Here is a 20,552-nt window from a genome sequence, read left to right on the forward strand (position 1 = left end):
GGTGCGGGGTCAGAGGTCCCGGCGGAACTTCATGAACCAGTGGCCGGTGAGGTGGTCGGCCGAGGAGTAGAAGGGCCACTCCGGGTCGGTCATCTGGCGGAACAGGAACTCCGTGGCGGTGCAGTCGAACCGTTCGCCTTGGTCGTCTTCGGTCACGGCGTAGACCGGCCACCGGTCGGGGTCGGGGCCTTCGGCGATCCACCAGAACGTCTCGTGGTGCTCGTTGTTCGACCACGGGATCAGCCCTCCGGGCACGGGCCAGCCCGGGAGGTCTCCCGCCGCGGGTTCGTCTCCGGCGAAGTACTCCCAGTACGAGATCAGCTCATCGGGGTCGAAGACCTGGAAGAACACGTCGAACGTGCCGTCGCAGCCGTAGGTCTCGACGAGCCGCTTGTAGTCGCCCGGCAGCGGCGTGCCCAGCCGGGCCTCGACCGCCGCCCAGTCCGGCGCGGGCGGCGGGGACGTCGCCGGGCCGCTGATCGCGACGAGCCGCTCGATCCACGGCATGCCCGCGGGCAGGTCGTCCGGCTCCGGCATGTTCCGTTCGGTGACGGCGAGGACGGGACGGCCGTCGGGGCCGCGCCCGAGCGCGATGGCGCGTGCGCCCCAGGTCCAGGAGTGCGTCCAGTGGTACCGGTCGTCGAGGGGCAGCGGCGGCAGGCCGTGCGCCCGGGTGTAGGGGTCCGGGAAGCGCACGCCGAACGTCTCGACCAGGTCGCGGGTGTCGTGGTCGGCGGTGATCGGGAGGCAGGTGTGCCCGCCGGGGTGCCCGGGCTCGCCGCACGTCAGGTCGCCGTCGTAGCCGGACGCGAAGCCCTGCACGAGCAGGGACGCGGTCTTGACCAGTTCCGCTTGCTCCATGGCGAGCACCCAAGCACGCACCGCTGACATTCGACGTCGAAGTGACGCAAGTCACATTCTCGACGTTGTTATCAGCTTGAGAATAACTCCCCTCCCCCCTTACCGTCCTGATGACGACAAAACGGGAGGCATCATGGCGGACGTTCAGCGCAGGCCGCTGCTGCGGCACCTGAGGGGCGCGCCCACCACGTACGTCCGGCACCTGCGGCGCGGGAAGCCGGTGCACGAGGGCGTGGGGGTGTCGTTCTGGTTCCGCCCGCTGTCGGCGGTGATCAGCGAGGTGCCGGTGGACGACCGGGAGCTCCCGCTGCTGTTCCACGCCCGCACCTCCGACTACCAGGACGTCAGCGTGCAGGCCACGGTCACGTACCGGATCGAGCGGCCGGAGCTGGCGGCGCGGCGGCTGGACTTCGCCATCAACCCGGAGACCGGCGCGTGGCGGTCGGCGCCGCTCGACCAGGTCGCCACGATGCTCACCGAGAGCGCCCAGCAGCACGCGCTGACGCTCGCCGCCGGGATGGCGCTGCGGGAGGCGATCACCGCCGGTCCGGTCGCCCTCCGGGACGCGGTGTCGGCGGGGCTGGCCGGGGACGCGCGGCTCGCCGACACCGGCATCACGATCGTCGGCGTCCGGGTCGTCGCCGTCCGTCCGGAGTCGGACGTGGAGCGGGCCCTGCAGACGCCCGCGCGCGAGGAGGTGCAGCAGGAGGCCGACCGGGCGACGTACGAGCGGCGCGCCCTCGCGGTCGAGCGGGAGCGGGCCATCGCCGAGAACGAGATGCAGAACCAGATCGAGCTGGCGCAGCGGGAGGAGCGGCTCGTCGAGCGGCGCGGGCAGAACGCGCGGCGCCGCGCCGAGGAGGACGCGGCGGCGGCGTGGGTCGCGGCGCGGGCCGCGGCGGAACGCGAGAAGCTCGCCGCCGCCACGCAGGCGGAGAACCGGCGGGAGCTGGGCGCCGCCGAGGCGGAGGCGAACGCCGCGCACCTGGCCGTCTACCGCGACATGGACCCGGCGATCCTGCTGGCGCTGGCGGCGGAGACGCTCGCCCAGCGGCTGCCGGAGATCGGGCAGCTCAACCTCACCCCCGACATGCTGACCACCGCCCTCGCCCACCTGGCCGCCCCGCGCGCCGCCGTCCCGTCCCCCGCCCCGCCTGACCGGGCGGGGCAGGCGGCGCCCGGAGGCCAGGGGTGACGCTGGCGCCTCGCGCGGTGGTCGTGCACCGCCGCACCGAGTACGAGGAGCTGCTGGCCCGGCACGGCAGCCGCGGGCAGGCCGAGTTCTTCCTGCGGTCGCGCGGCCGGGACATCGCCCCGGTGGACGCCGCGCACGCCGCGACCGCGGACGCGCTGGCGCGGGTCGCCGCGGCGATCCCGGTGGCGTGGCGGCGCGGCCTGGTGGAGCGCGCCGACCTCGACCGGTTCCTGTTCGCGCCCGACGACATCGTGGTCGTCGTCGGGCAGGACGGCCTGGTCGCCAACACCGCCAAGTACCTGGACGGCCAGCCCGTCGTCGGCCTCGACCCCGATCCCGGGCGCAACCCCGGCGTGCTCGTCCCCCATCCCGTCGACGCGTGCGCCGACCTGCTGCGGACCGTCGCCGCCGGACGCGGCGCCACCGAGCGGCGCGCGATGGTGCGGGCGGTCACCGACGACGGCGCCGCGCTGACCGCGCTGAACGAGGTGTTCGTCGGGCACCCCGGCCACCAGTCCGCCCGCTACCGGCTCGCCTGCGGCGGGGACGCCGAGCGCCAGTCGTCCTCGGGCGTCCTCGTCGCCACCGGCACCGGCGCGACCGGGTGGTGCCGGTCGGTGTGGCTGGAGCGCCGCAGCGGCCTGCGGCTGCCCGAACCGACCGAGCCCGGACTCGCCTGGTTCGTCCGGGAGGCGTGGCCGTCGCCCGCCACCGGCACGTCCCGGACGGAGGGACGGCTGGCGGCGGCCGAGACCCTCGGGCTGGTGTCCGAGACGGACGGGCTCGTCGTGTTCGGCGACGGCATGGAGTCCGACCGGCTGACGCTGGCGTGGGGGTCGCGCGTCGAGGTCGGCGTGGCGCCCGGCGGGCTCAGCCTCGTCCGCTGACGAACACCGTCGTCCAGAACCGCTGCCGGGCGGGGTCGGCGCCGATCAGGTACGTGGCCTTGAGCTTCGGCGGGAGCAGCGGCGCGAGCGCCGCGACGGTGTCGGCGTGGGCCTCCAGCTGCGACAGCTCCGCGTTCGCGAGGACCCGGTGGACGACGTCCGTCGCGTCCGAACCCTCGGGGGGCGCGGCGCGGAGCCGTCCGGTCCAGGCGTCGAGGTCGGCGGACAGCTCGCGCAGGCCGGTCACCGGACGGCGCGACAGCCGGGCCTCGAGGTCGGCGAGCGGGACGGGCGCGTAGTCGCCGTCGCCGAGGTAGATCTTCGCGACGTCGAGCGGCAGCCCGCGGCCGTGCAGCCGGATGAGCCGCTCCAGGGTCCGCTTGGTGATCCACTGCCGGCCCTCGTCGTCGATGTCGTTCTTCCACCACTCCAGGACGGTCTCGGCGGTCGGCCCGTACCGGGAGATCAGCCACTCGTTCGCGGGGATGTCCTCGGGGTCGATCTCCAGCGACGCGGTGAAGCGGGACGCCTGCGCGAGGGAGTTCCGCGACACGAGCAGCTTCCGCCCCAGGTGGTACGGCGGGTTCTGCAGGGCGATCTGCGCGCGGAGCCCCTCGATGCGGCGCCCCGCCAGGGACCACTCCTGGGTGATCTCCATGAGGCGCGCGAACGCGGCCTTGTCCTTCGGGCGGTTGTACTCGTCCCACACGATCGCCTTGTCGCCGTCCCCGACGAATGGCGCGGCCAGGAGGTTGTCGAGGGTGCCGTCGAGGGTGGGGACGGGGGCGCACAGGTCCTCGACGCTGGTGACGGGCAGCGAGAAGTACAGCGGGTCGATGCCGAGTTCGTCCCGCACGACCTCCTTGACCACCTCCGTCTTGCCGCAGCCGGGCGGGCCCTGGACGAGCACGGTCCAGCGGCGGTCGATGGCGGCGCGGACGGCGCGGCGGACGGTGTCCGGGACGTGCGCGGGGTTCGGGACGTCCGCGCCCGCCCGGCGCAGCTCGGCGGCGACGCGGTCGAGGACGTCCGGGGCCTGGTCGGCGCCGGGACGCCCGTCGGCCCCGGGCGTCGCGAGGGCGAGGCGGCGCCCGTCCACCAGCGGCAGGCCCCAGGCGAGGGGGAACCCGGCGAGACCGCAGTCGATGACGTGCTCGAGGGTCCGCGGCGACAGCAGGCGGCGCAGCCCGGCGGGCAGCGACGCCCACACGCGGAACACGCCGGTGAGGTCGACGCCGCGGAACTTCCGGGACAGCGCGGCCCGCCAGGCGGTGTCGGCGGCGGTGACGCGCAGCGTCGCCATCCGGTCGAGGACGGCGAGGTCGGTGCGGCGCGCCGCGGTCTCGTCGAGGGACTCGTTGTCGGTGAGGAACACCCCGATGCAGCCCAGCTCGCGCAGGTCGTGCTCGCCGAGCGTCCAGGTGCAGGCGATCTGCATGAGCTGCGACTGGACGGTGGCGCCCGCCTGCAGCGAGTCGTCGATGAGCAGCACGAACGGCTTGCCGGGCTTGAGCTGCCGCATGATGAGCTGCCGCAGCACGAGCTCCCCGTCCCCGGGCCGCCGGACGGGCGCGTTGACGAGCAGGTCGTCGGGGGTGAGGTTCGCCGCGGGCACGTAGACGAGCCGGACGCCGCCGAGGGCGCGGACGTGGTGGAAGAACGTCGAGGTCTTCCCGATCCCGTGCTCGCCGAAGACCTGCCCGGTGATGCCCAGGTCGATCATCGTGTCGATGAAGTGGGCCAGCCGCGGCCCGTCCGGCATGCTCATGCGACCAGTGAAGCGGTCCGGGACGCCGGAGATCACCCGGTTTACCGGCGGACGCGCGGGCGGACGTCCGCACGGCGCCGGGCGCAAATGGCGCCCCGCACAGGCGAACACGTCCGATATTCGCGGAACTCGGCCGGTCGGGTTTCCAGGCGGAGCCGATCTTCATGGCGGCGGACGGCGACTGGGTGGTGGACCTGCACCGCGGCTGGAGCACCACGCCCGCGGGCCTCGACATCACCTGGGCGCTGACGTTCCGGATCCGGCGCGGGCGCATCGTCGAGGCCGTGAACTACCCGGGCGACCAGCACGCCGCCGACGCCTTCTTCTGGCGCGTCCACCCGCTCGCGCCGATCCCCGGCCGGCCGGCCCGCCGCTGAGCCGCCGGAGCGCGGGGCGCGCCGCCGCCCGTCACCCGCTTTAATGGCGCGCATGCGCGACGACGAGGTGGCGACGTGCCTGCGCGTCCTCGCCGAACTGGCGGACGCGTCCGACGGCGACCCGGATCTCGAACGGGTGCGGGCGGCGGTGTCCGCGTTCGTCCGGCGGACGCGGGGGCGGGAGCGGGCGGCGCAGCGGCGCCGGCGCGCGGCGGCGGACGCCGAGATCCTGGCCGGGACGGCCACCGGCGCCCCGGACCGTGTCGAGGGCGCCCCCGTCGAGGCACCGGAACGGCGGCCCGGCGGGGCGGCGATCAAGGCGCCCGCCGAGGAGCCGGTACCGCGGCGGGCAACCGCGGGGGCGGCGTCTCCGGCTCGGTTGGGCGGGTTGCAGGTCTGCTACGTCTGCAAGGCGCACTTCCGGGAACCGGACGGCTTCTACCACCGGCTGTGCCCGCCGTGCGCGGGCGAGCACCGGGTGCGGCGGGACGCGCGGGCGGACCTGACGGGGCGGCGCGCGATCGTCACCGGGGGGCGGGTGAAGGCCGGGTTCGAGCTGGTGCTGAAGCTGCTGCGGGACGGCGCGGCGGTGACGGCCCTCACCCGGTTCCCGGTGGACGCGCACCGCCGGTTCGCGGCCGTGCCCGACCGGGACGCGTGGTGGGACCGGCTCACGGTCGAGGGAATGGACCTGCGGGACGTCCCGGCGCTCGTCCGCTGGTGCGACGCGCGGGTCGCGGCGGGCGAGCCGCTGGACGTCCTGGTGAACCTGGCGGCGCAGACGCTGCGGCACCCGCCGGAGTCGTACGCGGAGCTGCTGGCGGTCGAGGAGCGGGCGGCGCTGCCGCCGGGGAAGGCCGGGCCGCCGGTGGCGGCGGCACCGGCGGCGGCGGGGGCCGTGGACGTCGCGGGGCTGCTGCCGGACCCGTCGCCGGTGAACTCGTGGACGCGGCTGGTGCACGAGATCGACCCGGTGGAGCTCATCGAGGTGCAGCTCATCAACGCGACCGCGCCGTTCGTGCTGCTCGGGCGGCTGCGCCCGCTGCTGGAGGCGTCCCCGCACGCGCGCCGGTACGTGGTGAACGTGTCGGCGGCGGAGGGTCGGTTCGGCCGGTACTACAAGGGCGCGGAACATCCGCACACGAACATGGCGAAGGCGGCGCTGAACATGCTGACGCTGACGACGGCGCCGGAGCTGGCGGAGCGCGGCGTGTACGTGACGAGCGTCGATCCGGGGTGGTTCACCGACCAGCGGCCGGAGCCGGACCGGGTGCGGCGGGCCGCCGCCGGGTTCCGTCCGCCGCTGGACGTCGTGGACGCGGCGGCCCGCGTGTACGACCCGATCGTGCGGGGCGAGCGCGACGGGGACCCGCCGTACGGCGTGCTGCTGAAGGACTACCGGGTCGTCAGCTGGTGACGGCCCCGGCGGTCTCCAGCAGTTCGGGGAGGGTGCCGACGAAGCCGTCCTCCAGCAGCCGGAGCGCGACGAGCCAGGCTTCGGGACGGCCGCCGAGGTGCAGGTCGACGTGCTCGGCGAGGCGGCGCAGGACGCGCGGGTCGGGGGCGGCGCCGGTCGCGGGCGCGAGGATCCGGTCGGCGTCCGCGGCGGCGAGCACCTCGTCGGCGGTCGTGCCGCCGCGCCGCTCGAACAGCCGCGCGGCGTCCGAGCCGTAGATCAGCGCGGCGTCCCAGTGCAGGGCCAGGCCGGGGCGGCGGAGGCGGCGGGTCCGGCCGTGCCCGGTCTCGTCGACGAACGCCGGGGCGAGCCGGACGTCCCCGGCGAGGCCGAGCAGCGCGCGGATCCGGGCGGTGCCCCGCATCGCGGGCAGCCACAGCGACTCCGCCACGACACGCAGCGTCTCCTCGGGGACGGTCTCGACGACGAACTCGGGCGTGAGCGTGCCGGCGGTCAGGCCGTTCCCGACGACCTTGAGGATCACGTCGGCGCCCGGGACGGGCCCGAGCCCGCACAGGTCCGCGAGCACCTCGGGCGCCGGGTCGGCGAGGAAGACGGCCAGGGCCGGATGGTCGGCGACCAGCAGCCGCACGAGTTCGAGGGGCACGTCGGTGCGCTTCGCCATGAACCGGGCGGCGCGGAGCGGGAACGGCCCCTCGGCGGCGCGGCGGCGCGGCTCGTCCGCGAGGACGTCGGCCCAGCCCACGCGGGGGATGCCCGGGTGGCGGCGGTCCACGACCGTCCGGACGACCGGACGGCTGCCGCGTCCGGGGCCGCACGCGTGCGCGTCGGAGATCTCGGCGATCGTCCGCAGGAACTCGGCGCCGCGCACCCGTTCGGACAGCTCGCGGAGCGCCCGCTCGCCCTCCTCGCCGCGCAGCGCGGCCTGCGCGTACGCGAGGACGCTCGGTTCGGTGCCGTCCGGTCCCCAGCGGAACGCGGGGAGCCGGTCCTGCTCGACGAGGTCGCGGATCTCGTGGTGGCGGCGGGCGTCCAGGAGGGTGCGGCACGCCTGGACGGCGCCGTGCGGGTCGGCGCCCGCGCCGAGGAAGCGCAGCGCGGCCCCGGCCAGGCCCGGGTCGGCCGTGTGGAGCAGGGCGTGGTCGAACGCCTCCGGGATTTTCCCGGACGGCAGCGCCTCCCGCAGCCCGATGGGCAGCGGGCGCGGCGTGACCCCGTCGCGGCGGGACGTCTGGTGCGCGAGTTGGCGGCGCAGGTTGCGCGGCAGCCGGGTGAGCGCGACGTCGGCGCCGATGAACGCCTCGGCGACCTCGGGGCTGTCGAGGTCCAGGAGGCGGCCGAGCAGCGCCGGCGGGTCGCCGACCATGAGGGCGTGCGTGACGAGCCTGTCGATGTCGCCCGGACGCCCGCGCCGCAGCAGGGCCTCGAGGACGACGCGGTTCGGCGTCCCGTGGCTCCGCGTCGCGTGCTCGACGCGGCCGTCGGGCAGGTGGCCGAGGAGCGCGTCCGTCTCGCCGGGGGTCGCGAACCGCAGCAGTCCCGCGGTGCAGCGTGCGATGTCGCGGGCGCGCGTCCTCTTACCGTGCGGGCTCATAGGGCGTCACCGTAGCCAATTTCCCGATCAAGCGTGATCAGACGGGTTCGACCCGGTGGCAGGCCATGGGCGGGTCGCGGTGCTCGGGCCAGTCGTGGCCGCCGGGCGTGATCAGCCAGATCCACTTGCCGGGTTCCGCGGGGGCGATGTGCTCGGCGTGCCCGTCGGTGACGACGACGACGGCGTCCACCGGGTCGTCCCGGCTCTCCGCGTACGCCTGGACGGCCTTGAAGCTCGTCCCGCCGCCGCCGCGCAGCGGCTCGCCGGGCACGAACGGCTTCACGGTCGCGTCGAACGCGACCCAGTCGGCCTCCACCCCGTCGATGCGGCCGACGAGCGCGCTCAGCCACTCGACCACGCCGTCCGGCATCGACCCGGACGTGTCGAGCGCGATGACGAGCGTCTTCAGCCGCTGCGGCCCGCGCCGCGCGAGCATCGGCTCGTGCCCGAGCGCGGCCAGCAGCGCGCCGCGCTTCTTCGGGTAGACGAGCCGCTCGCCCTCCGCGAGCCGCGAGCCGAGCACGTCCACGAGCCAGCGCTGCCACCAGTCGACCCGCCGCGTCGCCGACGTCCGCCCGCGCAGCGCGTGCGCGCCGAGGTCGCCCCAGAGCCGGTCGGTGCGCTCCCCGGCGCCCTCGGTGCGCCGCAGCAGTTCGAGCAGCTCGTCGCGGGCGGTGCGGTCGCCGCGCCTCGCCGCGACGAGGACGCTGCGCAGGACGTCGGCGCCGATCCGGTCGACGGTCTCCTGGTCGAGCACGTCCAGCAGCACGTGGACGCAGCCGGCGTGGCCGACGCCGGGCGGGTTCCGCATCCGCCGCAGCTCCCGGTAGACGCTCATGTCGGTGTCGATCCACGCGTCGTAGCCGAGCGGCCGGAGGCCCTGCCCGCGCAGGTCCTCGGCGTACGCCCCGTACACGCTCCGAGGCGAGATCCCGACCGGGCGCCCGTCCAGCTCGGGCAGCCCGCCGCCGAGCCTGGCCAGCGCCACGTGGTTCACGGTGACCTCGCAGGCGAGCGTGAACACCGGGTCGGCCCGCAGGTCGGGGTCGGCGAACAGGTGCCGCTGGACGACGTGCCGCGCCTCATGGAACAGGACGAACCGGACGCCCTCGACGCCGATGCCGGTGAAGAACCCCGGGTTGTAGAGCAGCAGGCACGACCCGTCGCCCGCCGCCACCACCGCCGCCGTGCCGACCGCCGTCGTCGCGATCTGGTGGTGGCACTTGCTGTACAGCCAGGACGCGACGGCGCTGTGCGTCATCCCGAGGTCCAGCAGCGCGCGTTCCTTCAGCCGCCGCGCCTCGTCCACGACCGCCGGGTCGGCGGGCGCCCACCGCTCCAGCGCGCGCCGGTCGGTGAGCTCGATCTCCGGCGCGCGCACCGCCCTCGTCCGTCCGGTGTCCCCGTAAGCCACACCCCCACTTTCCCGCCGATCCCCCGCGTTCTCCACGCAATTAGGGCGTCGCCATCGCCGCCGCCGCGACGCCCACCCGGTTCCACGCGTTGATCGCGGCGATCGTCCACATCAGGTGCGCCAGCCGCGCGTCGTCGAAGTGGTCGCGGACCGCGTCGAGCACCCGCTCCGGGATCCCGTCCCCGACCGCCGTCATCGCCTCCGTCAGCGCCAGCGCCGCCCGCTCGGCGTGGCTGAACAGCGGGCTGCCCCGCCAGGACGCGAGCGCCCGCAGGCGGCGCTCGTCCTCCCCGAACCGGCGCGCGGCCTCGGTGTGCATCGCCAGGCACATCCCGCAGCCGTTGAGCTGGGACGCGCGGACGCGGACCAGTTCGGCGAGCGACGGGTCGAGCCCGGCGCCCGCAGCGGTGTCGAAGGCGGCCATCGCGGCGTGCGCCTCGGGTGCGGCGGCGCGGACGTCGAACCGCCGCCCGCCCCGCGTGTGCGCACCGTTCGCTTGCGTCGTCATCGAACCTCCCGCGGGCGCCGGCCCTGGACGGAGTACATGGTGTAGGAGCGGGCGCGGAAGCGCGGGTCGGCCAGCAGCTCCCGCACCTCGTCGAGCCGCGCGGGCGTCATGCCCTCCCGGACGAGCCCGTCCCGCAGATGCCGCGAGTGGTGCGCGAGGAGCCGCAGGCCCGGCGACTCGGCGTCCCACACCTCCACCCGCGACCGGGCGACGACCTCGGTGAACCCCGCCGCGACCATCGCGCGCACCGCGCGCCGCCCGAACGCGACGTCCACCCCGGCCCGGGCCATCAGCCGGTTCTTCGCCGCGGTGAACGCGTCGTACAGCTCCCGCGCCGCCGGGCTCGGGACGCGCAGCGCGGGCGCGGCCGACGCGTCGAACTCGTCGAGCTGCAGGACGCCGCCCGGCCGGAGCGCGCGGACGAGCCGGCCGAGCACGCGGTCGCGTTCGGGCAGCAGCCGCAGCACCAGCCGCGCGTGCACGAGGTCGTACCCGCCGTCCGGCAGCGGGTCCCGGACGATGTCGTGCCGCGCCACCGGCGGGCCCGCGGCCTGCGGGTCGGGACGCACGTCGGTGGCGTCCACCCGCCCGCCGGGCGCGACCCGCCGGTCCAGCCACGCGGCGACGCCCCCGTCGCCCGCGCCGACCTCCAGGCACCGCCAGCCGGGCCCGACGCCCGTCCGGGCGAGGTTGTCCACGGTCATCGGGTCGTACGCCTCGCCCAGCAGGCGGTGCCGCTCGCGGGCGCCGACCGCCACCGCGCTCACCGGCCGCTCCCGGCGTCGGCGGGCACGGCGGACGCGGCGGCGAGCCGGGCGAGCGTCGCGGCGCACACCTTGCCCGTGGGCCCGAGCGGCAGCTCGTCCAGCACGAGGAACCGTTCCGGGAGCCGCCGCTTGTCGAGGCCGCGTTCCCGCAGGTGGTCGAGCATCGCGGCGGGCGTCGGCGGCGGCGTCCCGCGCGGCGGCGCCACGCACGCGCACATCCGCTCGCCGAGGTCGCGGTCCCGCACCGGCACGCAGTGCACGTCGGCGACGCCCGGATGGGAGCTCAGCTCCCGCTCCACCTCCGCCGGGGACAGGCCGACGCCGCCGCGGATGACGACGCGTTTCAGCCGGTCGAGCACCCAGAGCGTCCCGTCCGGGTCGAGGCGGCCGAGGTCGCCGCTGCGCACCCACCCGCCGGGGGCGCGGTGCCGCGCGTCCAGCTCGGGCGCCGCGACGTAGCAGAGCGGGGTCATCGGGCCGAGCGCCCAGATCTCCCCCGCCTCCCCCGGCGGCAGCGGCCGCCCCTCCGGGTCGCGGACGCTGATCTCCGCGACGTCCGGGTCGGGCACGCCCGCGAGCCCCGGCCGCCACCCGCCCGGAACGCGCCCGGTGTGGCAGTTGACGCCGTCGCTCGACCCGTAGATGTTGACGGGCGCGATCCCGAACCGGCGCGTGCACGCCTCCACCACGTGCCCGTGCACCGGGCCCGCGCTGGACACGACGGCCCGCAGCGACGACACGTCCGCCTCGGTCTCCGCCTCCGTCATCCGCCACAGCATCGTCGGGACGCCGAACAGGTGCGTCGGCCGGTGCAGCTCGACGGCGCGCAGCGCGGCCGCGGCGTCGAACCGGGGCAGCAGGACGAGCGTGCCGCCGAGCCGCGCGAGGATCACCGACGTGCCGAGCGACCCGTACGCGGAGGCCAGCGAGACCAGCAGCAGCGCCCGCATCGGCGCGCCGCCGCCGAGCGCCGCCACGTAGTTGCCGCGCCCGCCCGCCATCGCGTTGTGCGAGTACGCGACCATCTTCGGCGCCGACTCCGACCCCGACGACACGAGCAGCCGCGCCGGGGCCTCGGCGTCCGGCCGCGCGGGCCGCCAGTCCCGGACGTCCGCGGCGCCCGCGTCGTCGAGCGACCGCGCCCCCGCGCCGGACCCGTCGATCCGGCGGTGCGGCGTCCACACCCGGGTGCCGGCCGGGACGTCGACCGCGTCGATCATCCCGGGGACGGTGACGAGCGCGGCGGCCCGCGACAGCTCCAGCAGCCGCGCGACGTCGCGCGGCCCCCGCGTGTGCGGGATCGCCAGCGCGACCGCCCCGATCGCCGCCACCGCCAGCTCGGCGACGACCGCGTCCCGCCCGTTCGGCAGCAGCACGGCGATGATGTCGGCGGCGCCGTGCCCGCCCGCGGCGAGCGCCGCGGCCGCCCGCCGCACGCGCCCGTCCAGCTCGGCGTAGCTCAGCGCGCCCGCGTCGTCCACGACGGCGTCCCGCCCGGGCGCGTCCCGCACCCGCTCGCGGAACAGCGTGTAGAGGTCGCGCCCGGGGCACACGCCCCGCGCGACCCACTCCGCCCGCAACCCGGCGGGCACGAGATCGGCGAGCACGACCCCGTTCCCCGACCTCCACACACGGGACTCGGGGGTGTCGGGGCGGGTTGGGGTGGCGGGGGTCATGGGCGGGGCTCCCTGGGGTGGTCGAAGGTCCATGGGGCTCGGCTGTAGGAGGCGGTGCCGTCGGTCTCGAAGAGGGCCGCGTAGGCGGGGTCGGCGGCCATCGCGGCGAGGTCGGTCACGACGGGCGCGCGCGGGGCGCCGTCCACAGGGGTGTGGACGACGGTGCGGAGCAGGCGCGCGGCGTCGATCAGCGCGGTCGCGGCGCGGACGCCCGCGCCGGTGCGGGCGCGGGCGAGGAGGGCGGCGACGGTGCCCTCGGCGGCGATGAGGGCGCCGAGCACGTCCGTGATCGTCAGGAGGGTGGGGCCGGACACGAGCGCGGCGACGCCCGAGTGGGCCTGCACGAGGTAGTCGGTGCCCATCGGCTGCGGCGCGGGCAGGGCGTCGGCCCAGCCGCCGGCGTGCGCGTACACGAGGGACGGGCGGACGGCCGCGAGGTCGGCGGCGTCGAGGCGGAAGCGGGCGGCGCGGCCCGGCGGCCAGTTCTGCAGGAACGCGTCGGCGGACGCGGCGAGCCGGAGGGCCGTGCCGCGCCCGGCGGCGGTCTTGAGGTCGGCCTCGACGGCGGACTTGCCGCGGTTGAGGGCGAGGAAGCGGGCGGAGCGGTCGCCGGACAGGGGCGGGACGCCGCGCAGCGGGTCGCCGCCGGGCGGTTCGAGCCGGACGACGTCGGCGCCGAGGAGCGCGAGGAGGTGCCCGGCGAGCGGGCCCTGCACCCGGTTCGTCGACTCGACGACGCGGAGGCCCGCGAGGGGGCCGGGCCCGGCGGGCGGCGGGGCGGGCGGCGCGGCGGGGGGCGTGACGGCGTGCAGGCGCCACGGGGACGCCGGGGCGGGCGGCGGCGGCACGGTCGCCGGGCGGACGGGCAGGACGCCGACGCCCGCGGCGTCGGCGGCGTCGCGGACGGCGCGGTACTCGTGCTCGCCCGCGGCCTTCGCGAGGTCCGGGGGGAGCGTGCAGGTCGCGGTGGCGAAGCGCTGCTGGAACGGGGGCCAGCCGTGGACGATCGCGGCCCGGGCGGCGCCGAGCGCGGACCAGAACCAGAGCCACCGTTCGGCGTCGAAGGTCTCGAGCTCGAACGCGACGCCGTCGGACGAGCGGAACGGCGGGGTGCGTTCGGCGTCGCCGGTCGGCTCGGCGGGACGTCCCGCGCCGGGTTCGGCGGTCGCGACCGCGACGTACTGGGTGAGCGCGAGCGCCGCCGCCTGCGCGACGGACGTGGTCGCGGCGACGTCCGTCCGGCCGTGCAGGGCGGCGAGGGCGGCGGCGGTGAACGCCTGCGCGGCGAGGACGCCCGCGCAGGCGGACGCGAAGTCGACGGGCAGGACGCGGGGGCCGCCGGTGGCGCGGCCGTGGACCTGCATGATGCCGCAGGCGGCCTGCACGTCGTGCTCGCCGCGCATCGGCACGGGCACGGGCCCGGACCAGCCGATGCGGCATTCGGGGAGGGCGCCGCCGAACGGGGTGCGGACGGCGGCGAGCCGTCCGGCGGGCGCGTCCGGCGGGGCGGCCGGGGCGTGCTCGACCGTGCAGCCGAGGGCGCGCAGCCGGGCCGCGGCGACGCGCAGCGGGAGGGTGTCGCCGGACGCGCGGACGGTCGTCCCGGCGAGGGGGCGCGTCACGTCCATCGGCCCGTCCCGTAGGTGTCGGGGGTGAGGCCGAGCCGCTCGCGCAGCGCCGCGCGCCGCACCTTGCCGGTGCCGGTGCGCGGTATCTCGTCCCAGGTCAGCACGGCGGGTTCGGCGAGGTCGGGCAGGTCGGCGGTCGCGGCGCGCCAGTCGGCGGGGTCGAGGGCGCCGCACTCGGTGACGGCGACGGGCTGCGACGGGCGGCCGGGGACGCTGAGCACGACGCATTCGACGACGTCGGGCAGCCGGTCCTCGATGACGTCCTCGAGTTCGGTGGCGCCCTCGGGGACGGCGTCGGCCTCCCGGTCGAGCAGGAGGAGGCGGCCGTCGCGGGTGAGGGCGCCGATGTCGCCGGTCATGAACCAGCGGCCGGCGCGCTTGCGCTCGAACCGGGCCCGTTCGCCGACGTACCCGTCGGCGAGCGCCCGGGTGGCGCAGACGACGAGGCCGGGGGTGCCACGCGGGACGGGCCGCAGGGTGGTGCGGTCGAGGACGCGCAGCCGGGTGCGGCCGGGGACGGGACGGCCGAGGTCGCGGGTGGTGGGGTGCCGTTCGCGTTCGGCGGCGAGGGCGCGGCGGGTGAGGAACCGGAAGGTGAGCGGGCCGGTCTCGCTCTGCCCCCAGCCCTGCAGCCAGACGGGCCGCGGGTGCCGCGTCGCGGCCAGGAACGTCCGGACGGTCGGCGGGTGCACGGCGTCGAACGTGCTGATGAAGAGCCGCACGCGGTCGAACGGGTGGTCGTCGCCGGTCCGGGCCCGGGACCGCCAGCGGACGAACGCGGCGGGCTGGGCCTCGACGACGGTGGGCCGGTGCCGGTCGAGGAGCGGCCCGGCCTCGTCCCAGCGGGAGCCGGGGATCGCGAGGAGTTCGCGGGGGCCGTGGGTGAGCGCGACGGCCGTCCAGGCGAGGGCGCGGCCGTGGACGAACGAGAACGATCCGGCGACGACGTCGTCGGGGCGGGCGGACAGCAGCGGCCAGCGGTGCGCCTCGAACCCGGCGAGGCGGCGCAGCAGCGTCCGGGTGGTGTGCGCGACGAGCTTCGGGACGCCGGTGGTGCCGGACGTGTGCATGATCGCCAGCGGGTGGTCGACGGGCGGGCGGTAGGGGGCGGGGGCGGGCGCGCCGCGGACGTCGTCGAGGGTGAGCGCCCCGGCGGCCCGGCCGTCGAGGACGAGCGTGCGGGCGGCGAACGACTCGGGCGCGCGGCCCGCCGACCGGCTCGCGGCGAGGCGCGCCGCGTCGGTGACGAGCAGCGCCGGGTCGAGCCGCTTGAGCAGGGTGTCGAGCGCGTCGGCGTCCAGGTGCGCGGACAGCGGCGCGGGGACGGCGCCGATGCGGGCGGCGGCGCAGCACAGCAGCACCGTGTCCCAGTGGTCGCGCTTGGCGATCGCGATGCGGTCGCCGCGCCCGGCGCCGGCGGCGGCGAGCCAGCCGGCGGCGTCCCGCACCAGCCCGGCGAGGGCGGGCAGGCCGTGGACGGTGCCGAGGCCGGGCGCGATGTCGAGCGGACGGCTCAGGTGCACGGTCGTCGGGCGGCCCCGCGCGGCGAGGTCGTCGAACAGCGTGCCCAGTTCGATGCGTCGGCCGAACGGGATCATCGGCTCACCTCCGGGATCGGGTCGGGGGTTAAGGCGTCGGGGGCCGGGGCGCCGGAGTCCGGGGCGGCGCGGCCGTCGAGGTGCGCGGCGACGCGCGCGGCGGCCGTCCCGCCGGACGCGACGGCGCCCTCGCTGCAGGGGCGCAGCACCGTCCAGTCGCCCGCGTACTCGACGGCCGCGGCGGGGCGGCGGGCGAACCCGGCGCGGAGCCGAAGCGCGCGCGGCGTCGCCTCCGGCAGCCCGTACCGGAACCGCGACACCCGGACGTGCCGCACGTGCCGGGACACGCCGGGGACGAACCGTTCGGCGCGGGCGAGCAGCCGGTTCACCACGGCGTCGTCGGGCGCGCCGACGAGTTCGGCGGTGCCGCGCGGCGACGTGATGAGCGACAGCAGCCCGCGCCCGCCGGGCGCCCGCCCGGGGTGCTTGTGGTGGTCGGCGGTGACGGCGCCGAGCAGCGGGTCCGCCGCGTCGGGGACGAGCGTGGCGAACCGGGGGCGGGTGCCGCGCGGCGCGAGCGGACGGTCCAGGACGAGGCTGACGCGGAGCATCGGCGCGTAGCCGCAGGCCCGCAGGTACTCGCGGACGGCGGCCGGGGCGTCCGGGTGCAGCCGGGCGGCGACGGGCGCGGGCACGGCGAGGACCGCGGCGCGGGCCGTCACGGTCCCGCGCGGCGACTCGACCCGGACGGCGCCCGGCCCGTCCGTCACCCGCGTGACCGGGTGGCCGGTGACGACGTCGAGGCGGGCGGCGAGCGCGCGGGCCAGGGCGTCCATCCCGTCGCGGTAGGTGTGCCAGCCGCCGGAGCCGCCGGACGACGCCAGGTGCGCGGCGAACGGGGCGGCGGCGGAGCGTTCGGGGTCCCAGCCGAAGAACCCGCCGACGAGCGGATGCACGAGGTAGTCGCGCAGGTCGGGATGGTAAGGCCGGACGAGTTCGGCGATCGTGGCCGTGCCGAGGGAGGTGTGCTCGGGACGCTGCGGGTCGAGGTCGCCGAGCCGGGCGAGCCGCACCTGCAGCCGCACCAGGTCGAGGCGCGCGCGGAGCGGCAGGCCCGCGCCGGTCAGCAGCCCGAGGGGGCGGCCGACGTGCGGGCGGGTGCGGCCGCCGCGCCACACGGCGAGCGCGTCGGGGACCTTCGGGACGGCGTCCGGGTCGGCGTCCAGGCCGAGCGCGGAGATCAGCCGCCACGTCGCCGGGTACGCGGGCGGCCCGGGGAACATCTCGGCGCCGATGTCGATCAGGCAGCCGTGCTCGCGGACCGTCCGCATCCGCCCGCCGACGGCGTCCGCGGCCTCGAACACCCGGACGGTCCGGCCCGCCTCGGCGAGCGCGTGCGCGGCGGCCAGCCCGGCGGGGCCCGCGCCGACGACGGCGACGTCGAGGTCGGTCATGACGCGATCCCGGTGGCCGCCAGGTTCGCCGCCACCAGCAGGATCACGGTGACGCGGTGGGCGTGGATGGCGATGCGGCGGGCCCGCAGGATGTCGCCCCGGAACCCGATGACGAGGTGCGTTAGCCGCATCGCCACGACGGGCAGGAGCACGACCGGGAACCACCACGGCGCCGGCCCGGCCAACGCCGACCCCACGATCAGCGCCACCTGCGCGGCGGTCATCGCGGCGACGAACGCGCGGTGCGTCCGCGCGGACACGAGCGTCGCGACGGTGACGCGGCCCGCGTCCCGGTCGCCGTCCGCGTCGTTGGTGTTCGAGTAGAGCCCGAACAGCATCGGCCCCGCCCCGAACACGACGGCCTGCACGATGACGAACCCGGACGCGGCGCCCGTCAGCAGCGCGTACGGGACGAGCGTCCAGCCGATGCCGAGCCCGATCAGGAAGATCTCCTGGAAGCCGCGGTAGCTGAGCTTCAACCCCCACGAGTACTGCACGGACGCGGCGACGCACACCGCCGCGAGCGCGATCGCCCACAGCGGGCGGTGCGGGGCCGCCGCGACGCTCACCGCCCACAGCAGCGCGCCGGCCACCGTCGCAGACCACGCGAACCGCAGCGCCTGCCCCTCGGTGAGCGTCCCCGCGACCAGCGGTTTGCGGTGCAGGCGGCGCCGCGCGGCGTCCGACCCGTAGTTCGCGGCGTCGCTGCCGTCGCGGAACCCGGTGATGTCGTCGAAGCCGACCATGGCGGCCACGACGACGACCTCCGCGATCAGCACGAGGCCGAGCAGCCCGAACGTCCCGCCGTCCCAGCGGACGGCCGGGGCGAGCAGCGCCCACACCAGCAGCAGGCCGAGGTAGTAGTCGAAGATGTCGAGCTTGGCCAGGCGCGCGTAGGCGGCGAGGCCGCCGGTACCGGACGCGCCCGTCCGGGCGAGGGTCGTCTGGTGCGTCATCACCGCTCCCGGTTCGGGTGGAGGTCGGACGGAACGTCGGGCGGAACGTCGGGCGGAGCGTGGGGCGGAGCGTGGGGCGGGGGCGCGGCGGGGAGGCGGGTGTCGGCGAACTCGCAGACGGCGTCCGCGATGCGCTCCGCCTGGGCGTCGGTCAGGTGCGGGTACAGCGGCAGCGAGATGGTGCGGCGGGCGGCGGACTCGGCGTTCGGCCACGCCGCGCCGGGCCCGGTGCGCGCCGCGTGCGGGGCGAACGCGGGCTGGGCGGGGAGCGGGCGCGGGTAGTAGACGTGCGCCGCGATCCCCCGCTCGGCCAGGTGGGCGCGCAGCTCGTCGCGCCGCTCGGTGAGGACCGTGTACACGTAGTGGAAGCGGCCGTCGCCGCCGACCGGCGGCGCGGCCAGGCCCCGGGCGGCGAGCGGCGCGAACCGCCGCGAGTAGTACGCGGAGATCTCCGCGCGCCGCGCCAGCCGCCCGTCCAGTCCGGGCAGCCGGTGCAGCTGGAAGAGGGCCATCACCTCGTCGAACCGGCTGTTGAAGCCGACGCCGTTGAGACCGACGCGGTGGTGGACGAACCGGTGCACGCCGTCCTGCCCGTGGTTGCGCAGCATCCGGACGGCCCGGCCCAGCGCGGCGTCGCGGGTGAGGACGACGCCGCCCTCCCCCGGCATCCCGAACGTCTTGACCTGGACGAACGAGTACACCGCGGCGTCGCCCCAGCAGCCCGCCGGGCGTCCCGCCAGCGTGCCGCCCTGCGCGAGCGCCGCGTCCTCGACGAGCGGCAGCCCGTGCCGGTCGGCGAGGGCGCGGAACGCGGGCATGTCCGCCATCCGGGAGAACATGTGGGCGGGCATCAGCGCCTTCGTGCGCGGCCCGATCAGCGCCTCGGCGGCGGCCGGGTCGATCGTCAGCCGGACCGGGTCGATGTCGGCGAACACCGGGCGGGCGCCGGCGTCCAGGACGGTCGCGGCGAGCGGCGCGCAGCCGAACGCGGGCACCACGACCTCGTCGCCGGGCCCGACGTCCAGCGCCGCGAGCAGCAGCGACAGGCCGGACGTGCCGCTCGAACAGGCCACGACGTCGGCGGTGCCGGAGCCGAGGCGGTCGCGGAGCGCGCGCTCCAGGCGGGCGGTGTGCTCGCCGAGGATGAACTTCTGCTCGGGCCCGGTGCCGACGGCGCGGACGGCGTCCAGCAGCGCCTCCCGGTCGCCGTCGAACAGGTCGGGCGGGAAGAACGGGATCGTCGCGGCGGTCGCGTCGGTGGGCTCGTCGAGGGGCGGGGCGGTCACCGGGCCCGGCTCCTTCCGGCGTAGAAGCGTTCGATCTCGTCGCACACCCGGTCGGCGTGCGCGTCGGGCAGGTCGGGGTACAGCGGGAGCGCGAGGGCGGCGGCGCACGCCGCCTCCGCGCGGGGGAAGTCGCCGGTGCGGTGGCCGAGATGGGCGAAGCACGGCTGGAGGTGCAGCGGGCGCGGGTAGTACACCTCGGTGCCGATGCCGCGGGCGGCGAGGTGCGCGGCGAGCGCGTCGCGGTCGTCGACCTCGATCAGGTGCACGTACACGACCCGTCCCGTGCCGGGGTGCGGCGGCGCGTCCCCCGGCGACCGCCGCACGCCCGGCACGTCCCGCAGCCGGGCGTCGTAGCGGGCGGACAGTTCGGCGCGCCGCGCGATGTCGGCGTCGAGCCGGCCGAGCTTGCCGAGCAGGACCGCCGCCTGCACGTCGTCCATCTTGCTGTTGCGGCCCGGCAGCACCGTGGCGTTCGCGATGCCGGCGAAGTCGCCGAGCGTCCGCCCGCCGCGCCCGTGGTGCCGCAGCATCCGGACGGTCTCGGCGACGGCGTCGTCGTCGGTGAGGACGGCGCCCGCGTCGCCGATCGCGCCGAGCGTCTTCGCGGGGAAGAACGACAGCGCGCCGCCCGCGCCGAGCAGCCCGGCGTGCGCGCCGTCCACCCGCATGCCGACCGCCTCGGCGCTGTCCTCCACGACGGTCAGCCCGTGCCGCCGCGCCACCTCCGCGACGCCGCGCATGTCGGCGGGCCGGTCGAACAGGTGGACGGGCATGATCATCCGGGTGCGGGGGGTGACCCGGGCGTCCGCCGACGCCGGATCGATCCCGTACCCGCCGCGTTCCTCGATGTCGGCGAACACCGGGACGCCCCCGGCGAGCACCACGGACGTCGCCGTCGCGACGAACGAGTACGCGGGGACGATCACCTCGTCGCCCGGCCGGAGCCCGGCGGCCCGCAGCAGCAGCACCAGCGCGTCCGTCCCGGAGTTGACGGCCGCGACGTGCCGGGCGCCGGTCCACGCCTCGAGGGCCCGCTCGAGTTCGGCGACCTTCGCGCCGTGCGAGAACTTACCATTGTCGAGAACGTCGTTCAGATGTCGTCGGATGCCGTCCCATTCGGCGTCGAACGTCGCCGCCTGGGTGAAGAACGGAATCGTCTGGCCGGTCATTGTTCGCACGTTTCCCCGCACGTTCGTGGTCGGCGGCGGAACCGTCCGGGAGAGCAC

17 protein-coding genes are annotated in these 20,552 nt (G+C 76.7%); 4 read left to right on the forward strand and 13 right to left on the reverse strand.

Annotation, left to right across the window (positions count from 1 at the left end):
- Positions 1 to 9 precede the first annotated feature (9 nt).
- A complete protein-coding gene (locus tag AB0L25_RS37095; protein WP_500177820.1) occupies positions 10 to 861 on the reverse strand; it encodes an SMI1/KNR4 family protein in 852 nt (283 codons plus the stop codon).
- 133 nt (positions 862 to 994) lie between these two features.
- Between AB0L25_RS37095 and AB0L25_RS37100 the strand changes: the two genes are divergently transcribed.
- Positions 995 to 2,056: an SPFH domain-containing protein gene (locus AB0L25_RS37100; RefSeq protein WP_500177821.1), complete on the forward strand. Its 1,062-nt coding sequence runs from the start codon at positions 995 to 997 to the stop codon at positions 2,054 to 2,056.
- Positions 2,053 to 2,943: an NAD(+)/NADH kinase gene (locus AB0L25_RS37105; RefSeq protein ID WP_500177823.1), complete on the forward strand. Its 891-nt coding sequence runs from the start codon at positions 2,053 to 2,055 to the stop codon at positions 2,941 to 2,943. The genes AB0L25_RS37100 and AB0L25_RS37105 overlap by 4 nt, the downstream gene beginning before the upstream one ends.
- On the opposite strand, the gene AB0L25_RS37110 is transcribed toward AB0L25_RS37105, so the two are convergent.
- Positions 2,927 to 4,711 carry an AAA family ATPase gene (locus AB0L25_RS37110; RefSeq protein WP_500177824.1) on the reverse strand — a complete coding sequence of 595 codons (1,785 nt, stop codon included), beginning with the start codon at positions 4,709 to 4,711 and terminating at the stop codon, positions 2,927 to 2,929. The genes AB0L25_RS37105 and AB0L25_RS37110 overlap by 17 nt on opposite strands.
- 164 nt (positions 4,712 to 4,875) lie before the next feature.
- Between AB0L25_RS37110 and AB0L25_RS37115 the strand changes: the two genes are divergently transcribed.
- Together AB0L25_RS37115 and AB0L25_RS37120 are read left to right on the forward strand one after the other, a co-directional pair.
- A complete protein-coding gene (locus AB0L25_RS37115) occupies positions 4,876 to 5,088 on the forward strand; it encodes a nuclear transport factor 2-like protein (protein WP_500177826.1) in 213 nt (70 codons plus the stop codon).
- A gap of 52 nt (positions 5,089 to 5,140) precedes the next feature.
- Entirely contained in the window at positions 5,141 to 6,505 is a 1,365-nt protein-coding gene (locus AB0L25_RS37120; RefSeq protein ID WP_500177828.1) for an SDR family NAD(P)-dependent oxidoreductase, read from the forward strand.
- On the opposite strand, the gene AB0L25_RS37125 is transcribed toward AB0L25_RS37120, so the two are convergent.
- From AB0L25_RS37125 to AB0L25_RS37175, 11 genes are read right to left on the reverse strand one after another with little or no spacing between them, the layout of a single operon-like run.
- The gene (locus AB0L25_RS37125; protein WP_500177829.1) at positions 6,495 to 8,099 is read right to left on the reverse strand and encodes a hypothetical protein; all 1,605 of its coding nucleotides are present in this window, start codon (positions 8,097 to 8,099) and stop codon (positions 6,495 to 6,497) included. The two genes, AB0L25_RS37120 and AB0L25_RS37125, sit on opposite strands and share 11 nt — an antisense overlap.
- A gap of 37 nt (positions 8,100 to 8,136) precedes the next feature.
- Positions 8,137 to 9,513: a DUF2201 family putative metallopeptidase gene (locus AB0L25_RS37130; RefSeq protein WP_500177830.1), complete on the reverse strand. Its 1,377-nt coding sequence runs from the start codon at positions 9,511 to 9,513 to the stop codon at positions 8,137 to 8,139.
- Between the two features lie 40 nt (positions 9,514 to 9,553).
- Positions 9,554 to 10,021, reverse strand: coding sequence for a carboxymuconolactone decarboxylase family protein (locus AB0L25_RS37135; protein ID WP_500177832.1), 468 nt, complete (start codon positions 10,019 to 10,021; stop codon positions 9,554 to 9,556).
- Positions 10,018 to 10,788 carry a class I SAM-dependent methyltransferase gene (locus AB0L25_RS37140; protein ID WP_500177833.1) on the reverse strand — a complete coding sequence of 257 codons (771 nt, stop codon included), beginning with the start codon at positions 10,786 to 10,788 and terminating at the stop codon, positions 10,018 to 10,020. Before AB0L25_RS37140 ends, AB0L25_RS37135 begins: the two co-directional genes overlap by 4 nt.
- Complete coding sequence (locus tag AB0L25_RS37145) at positions 10,785 to 12,464, reverse strand: class I adenylate-forming enzyme family protein (RefSeq protein ID WP_500177835.1); 1,680 nt, start codon at positions 12,462 to 12,464, stop codon at positions 10,785 to 10,787. Before AB0L25_RS37145 ends, AB0L25_RS37140 begins: the two co-directional genes overlap by 4 nt.
- Complete coding sequence (locus AB0L25_RS37150; RefSeq protein WP_500177837.1) at positions 12,461 to 14,092, reverse strand: CoA transferase; 1,632 nt, start codon at positions 14,090 to 14,092, stop codon at positions 12,461 to 12,463. The genes AB0L25_RS37145 and AB0L25_RS37150 overlap by 4 nt, the downstream gene beginning before the upstream one ends.
- Positions 14,083 to 15,690 carry a class I adenylate-forming enzyme family protein gene (locus AB0L25_RS37155; RefSeq protein WP_500177838.1) on the reverse strand — a complete coding sequence of 536 codons (1,608 nt, stop codon included), beginning with the start codon at positions 15,688 to 15,690 and terminating at the stop codon, positions 14,083 to 14,085. The genes AB0L25_RS37150 and AB0L25_RS37155 overlap by 10 nt, the downstream gene beginning before the upstream one ends.
- The gene (locus tag AB0L25_RS37160; protein ID WP_500177839.1) at positions 15,687 to 17,084 is read right to left on the reverse strand and encodes a protoporphyrinogen/coproporphyrinogen oxidase; all 1,398 of its coding nucleotides are present in this window, start codon (positions 17,082 to 17,084) and stop codon (positions 15,687 to 15,689) included. The genes AB0L25_RS37155 and AB0L25_RS37160 overlap by 4 nt, the downstream gene beginning before the upstream one ends.
- Positions 17,081 to 18,040: a UbiA family prenyltransferase gene (locus AB0L25_RS37165; protein ID WP_500177841.1), complete on the reverse strand. Its 960-nt coding sequence runs from the start codon at positions 18,038 to 18,040 to the stop codon at positions 17,081 to 17,083. The genes AB0L25_RS37160 and AB0L25_RS37165 overlap by 4 nt, the downstream gene beginning before the upstream one ends.
- Positions 18,040 to 19,326, reverse strand: a complete 1,287-nt coding sequence (locus tag AB0L25_RS37170) for a DegT/DnrJ/EryC1/StrS family aminotransferase (RefSeq protein ID WP_500177843.1) — start codon at positions 19,324 to 19,326, stop codon at positions 18,040 to 18,042. Before AB0L25_RS37170 ends, AB0L25_RS37165 begins: the two co-directional genes overlap by 1 nt.
- A complete protein-coding gene (locus AB0L25_RS37175) occupies positions 19,323 to 20,495 on the reverse strand; it encodes a DegT/DnrJ/EryC1/StrS family aminotransferase (protein ID WP_500177845.1) in 1,173 nt (390 codons plus the stop codon). Before AB0L25_RS37175 ends, AB0L25_RS37170 begins: the two co-directional genes overlap by 4 nt.
- Positions 20,496 to 20,552 lie beyond the last annotated feature (57 nt).

The organism is Spirillospora sp. NPDC052242 (assembly GCF_040679555.1).
Taxonomy (GTDB): domain Bacteria; phylum Actinomycetota; class Actinomycetes; order Streptosporangiales; family Streptosporangiaceae; genus Spirillospora.

Coding starts and splice junctions, on each gene's coding strand:
- AB0L25_RS37095 (WP_500177820.1), bottom strand. CDS start 861: ATGGAGCAAGCGGAACTGGTCAAGACCGCGTCCCTGCTCGTGCAGGGC.
- AB0L25_RS37100 (WP_500177821.1), top strand. CDS start 995: ATGGCGGACGTTCAGCGCAGGCCGCTGCTGCGGCACCTGAGGGGCGCG.
- AB0L25_RS37110 (WP_500177824.1), bottom strand. CDS start 4,711: ATGAGCATGCCGGACGGGCCGCGGCTGGCCCACTTCATCGACACGATG.
- AB0L25_RS37115 (WP_500177826.1), top strand. CDS start 4,876: ATGGCGGCGGACGGCGACTGGGTGGTGGACCTGCACCGCGGCTGGAGC.
- AB0L25_RS37120 (WP_500177828.1), top strand. CDS start 5,141: ATGCGCGACGACGAGGTGGCGACGTGCCTGCGCGTCCTCGCCGAACTG.
- AB0L25_RS37125 (WP_500177829.1), bottom strand. CDS start 8,099: ATGAGCCCGCACGGTAAGAGGACGCGCGCCCGCGACATCGCACGCTGC.
- AB0L25_RS37135 (WP_500177832.1), bottom strand. CDS start 10,021: ATGACGACGCAAGCGAACGGTGCGCACACGCGGGGCGGGCGGCGGTTC.
- AB0L25_RS37145 (WP_500177835.1), bottom strand. CDS start 12,464: ATGACCCCCGCCACCCCAACCCGCCCCGACACCCCCGAGTCCCGTGTG.
- AB0L25_RS37150 (WP_500177837.1), bottom strand. CDS start 14,092: ATGGACGTGACGCGCCCCCTCGCCGGGACGACCGTCCGCGCGTCCGGC.
- AB0L25_RS37155 (WP_500177838.1), bottom strand. CDS start 15,690: ATGATCCCGTTCGGCCGACGCATCGAACTGGGCACGCTGTTCGACGAC.
- AB0L25_RS37160 (WP_500177839.1), bottom strand. CDS start 17,084: ATGACCGACCTCGACGTCGCCGTCGTCGGCGCGGGCCCCGCCGGGCTG.
- AB0L25_RS37165 (WP_500177841.1), bottom strand. CDS start 18,040: ATGACGCACCAGACGACCCTCGCCCGGACGGGCGCGTCCGGTACCGGC.
- AB0L25_RS37175 (WP_500177845.1), bottom strand. CDS start 20,495: ATGACCGGCCAGACGATTCCGTTCTTCACCCAGGCGGCGACGTTCGAC.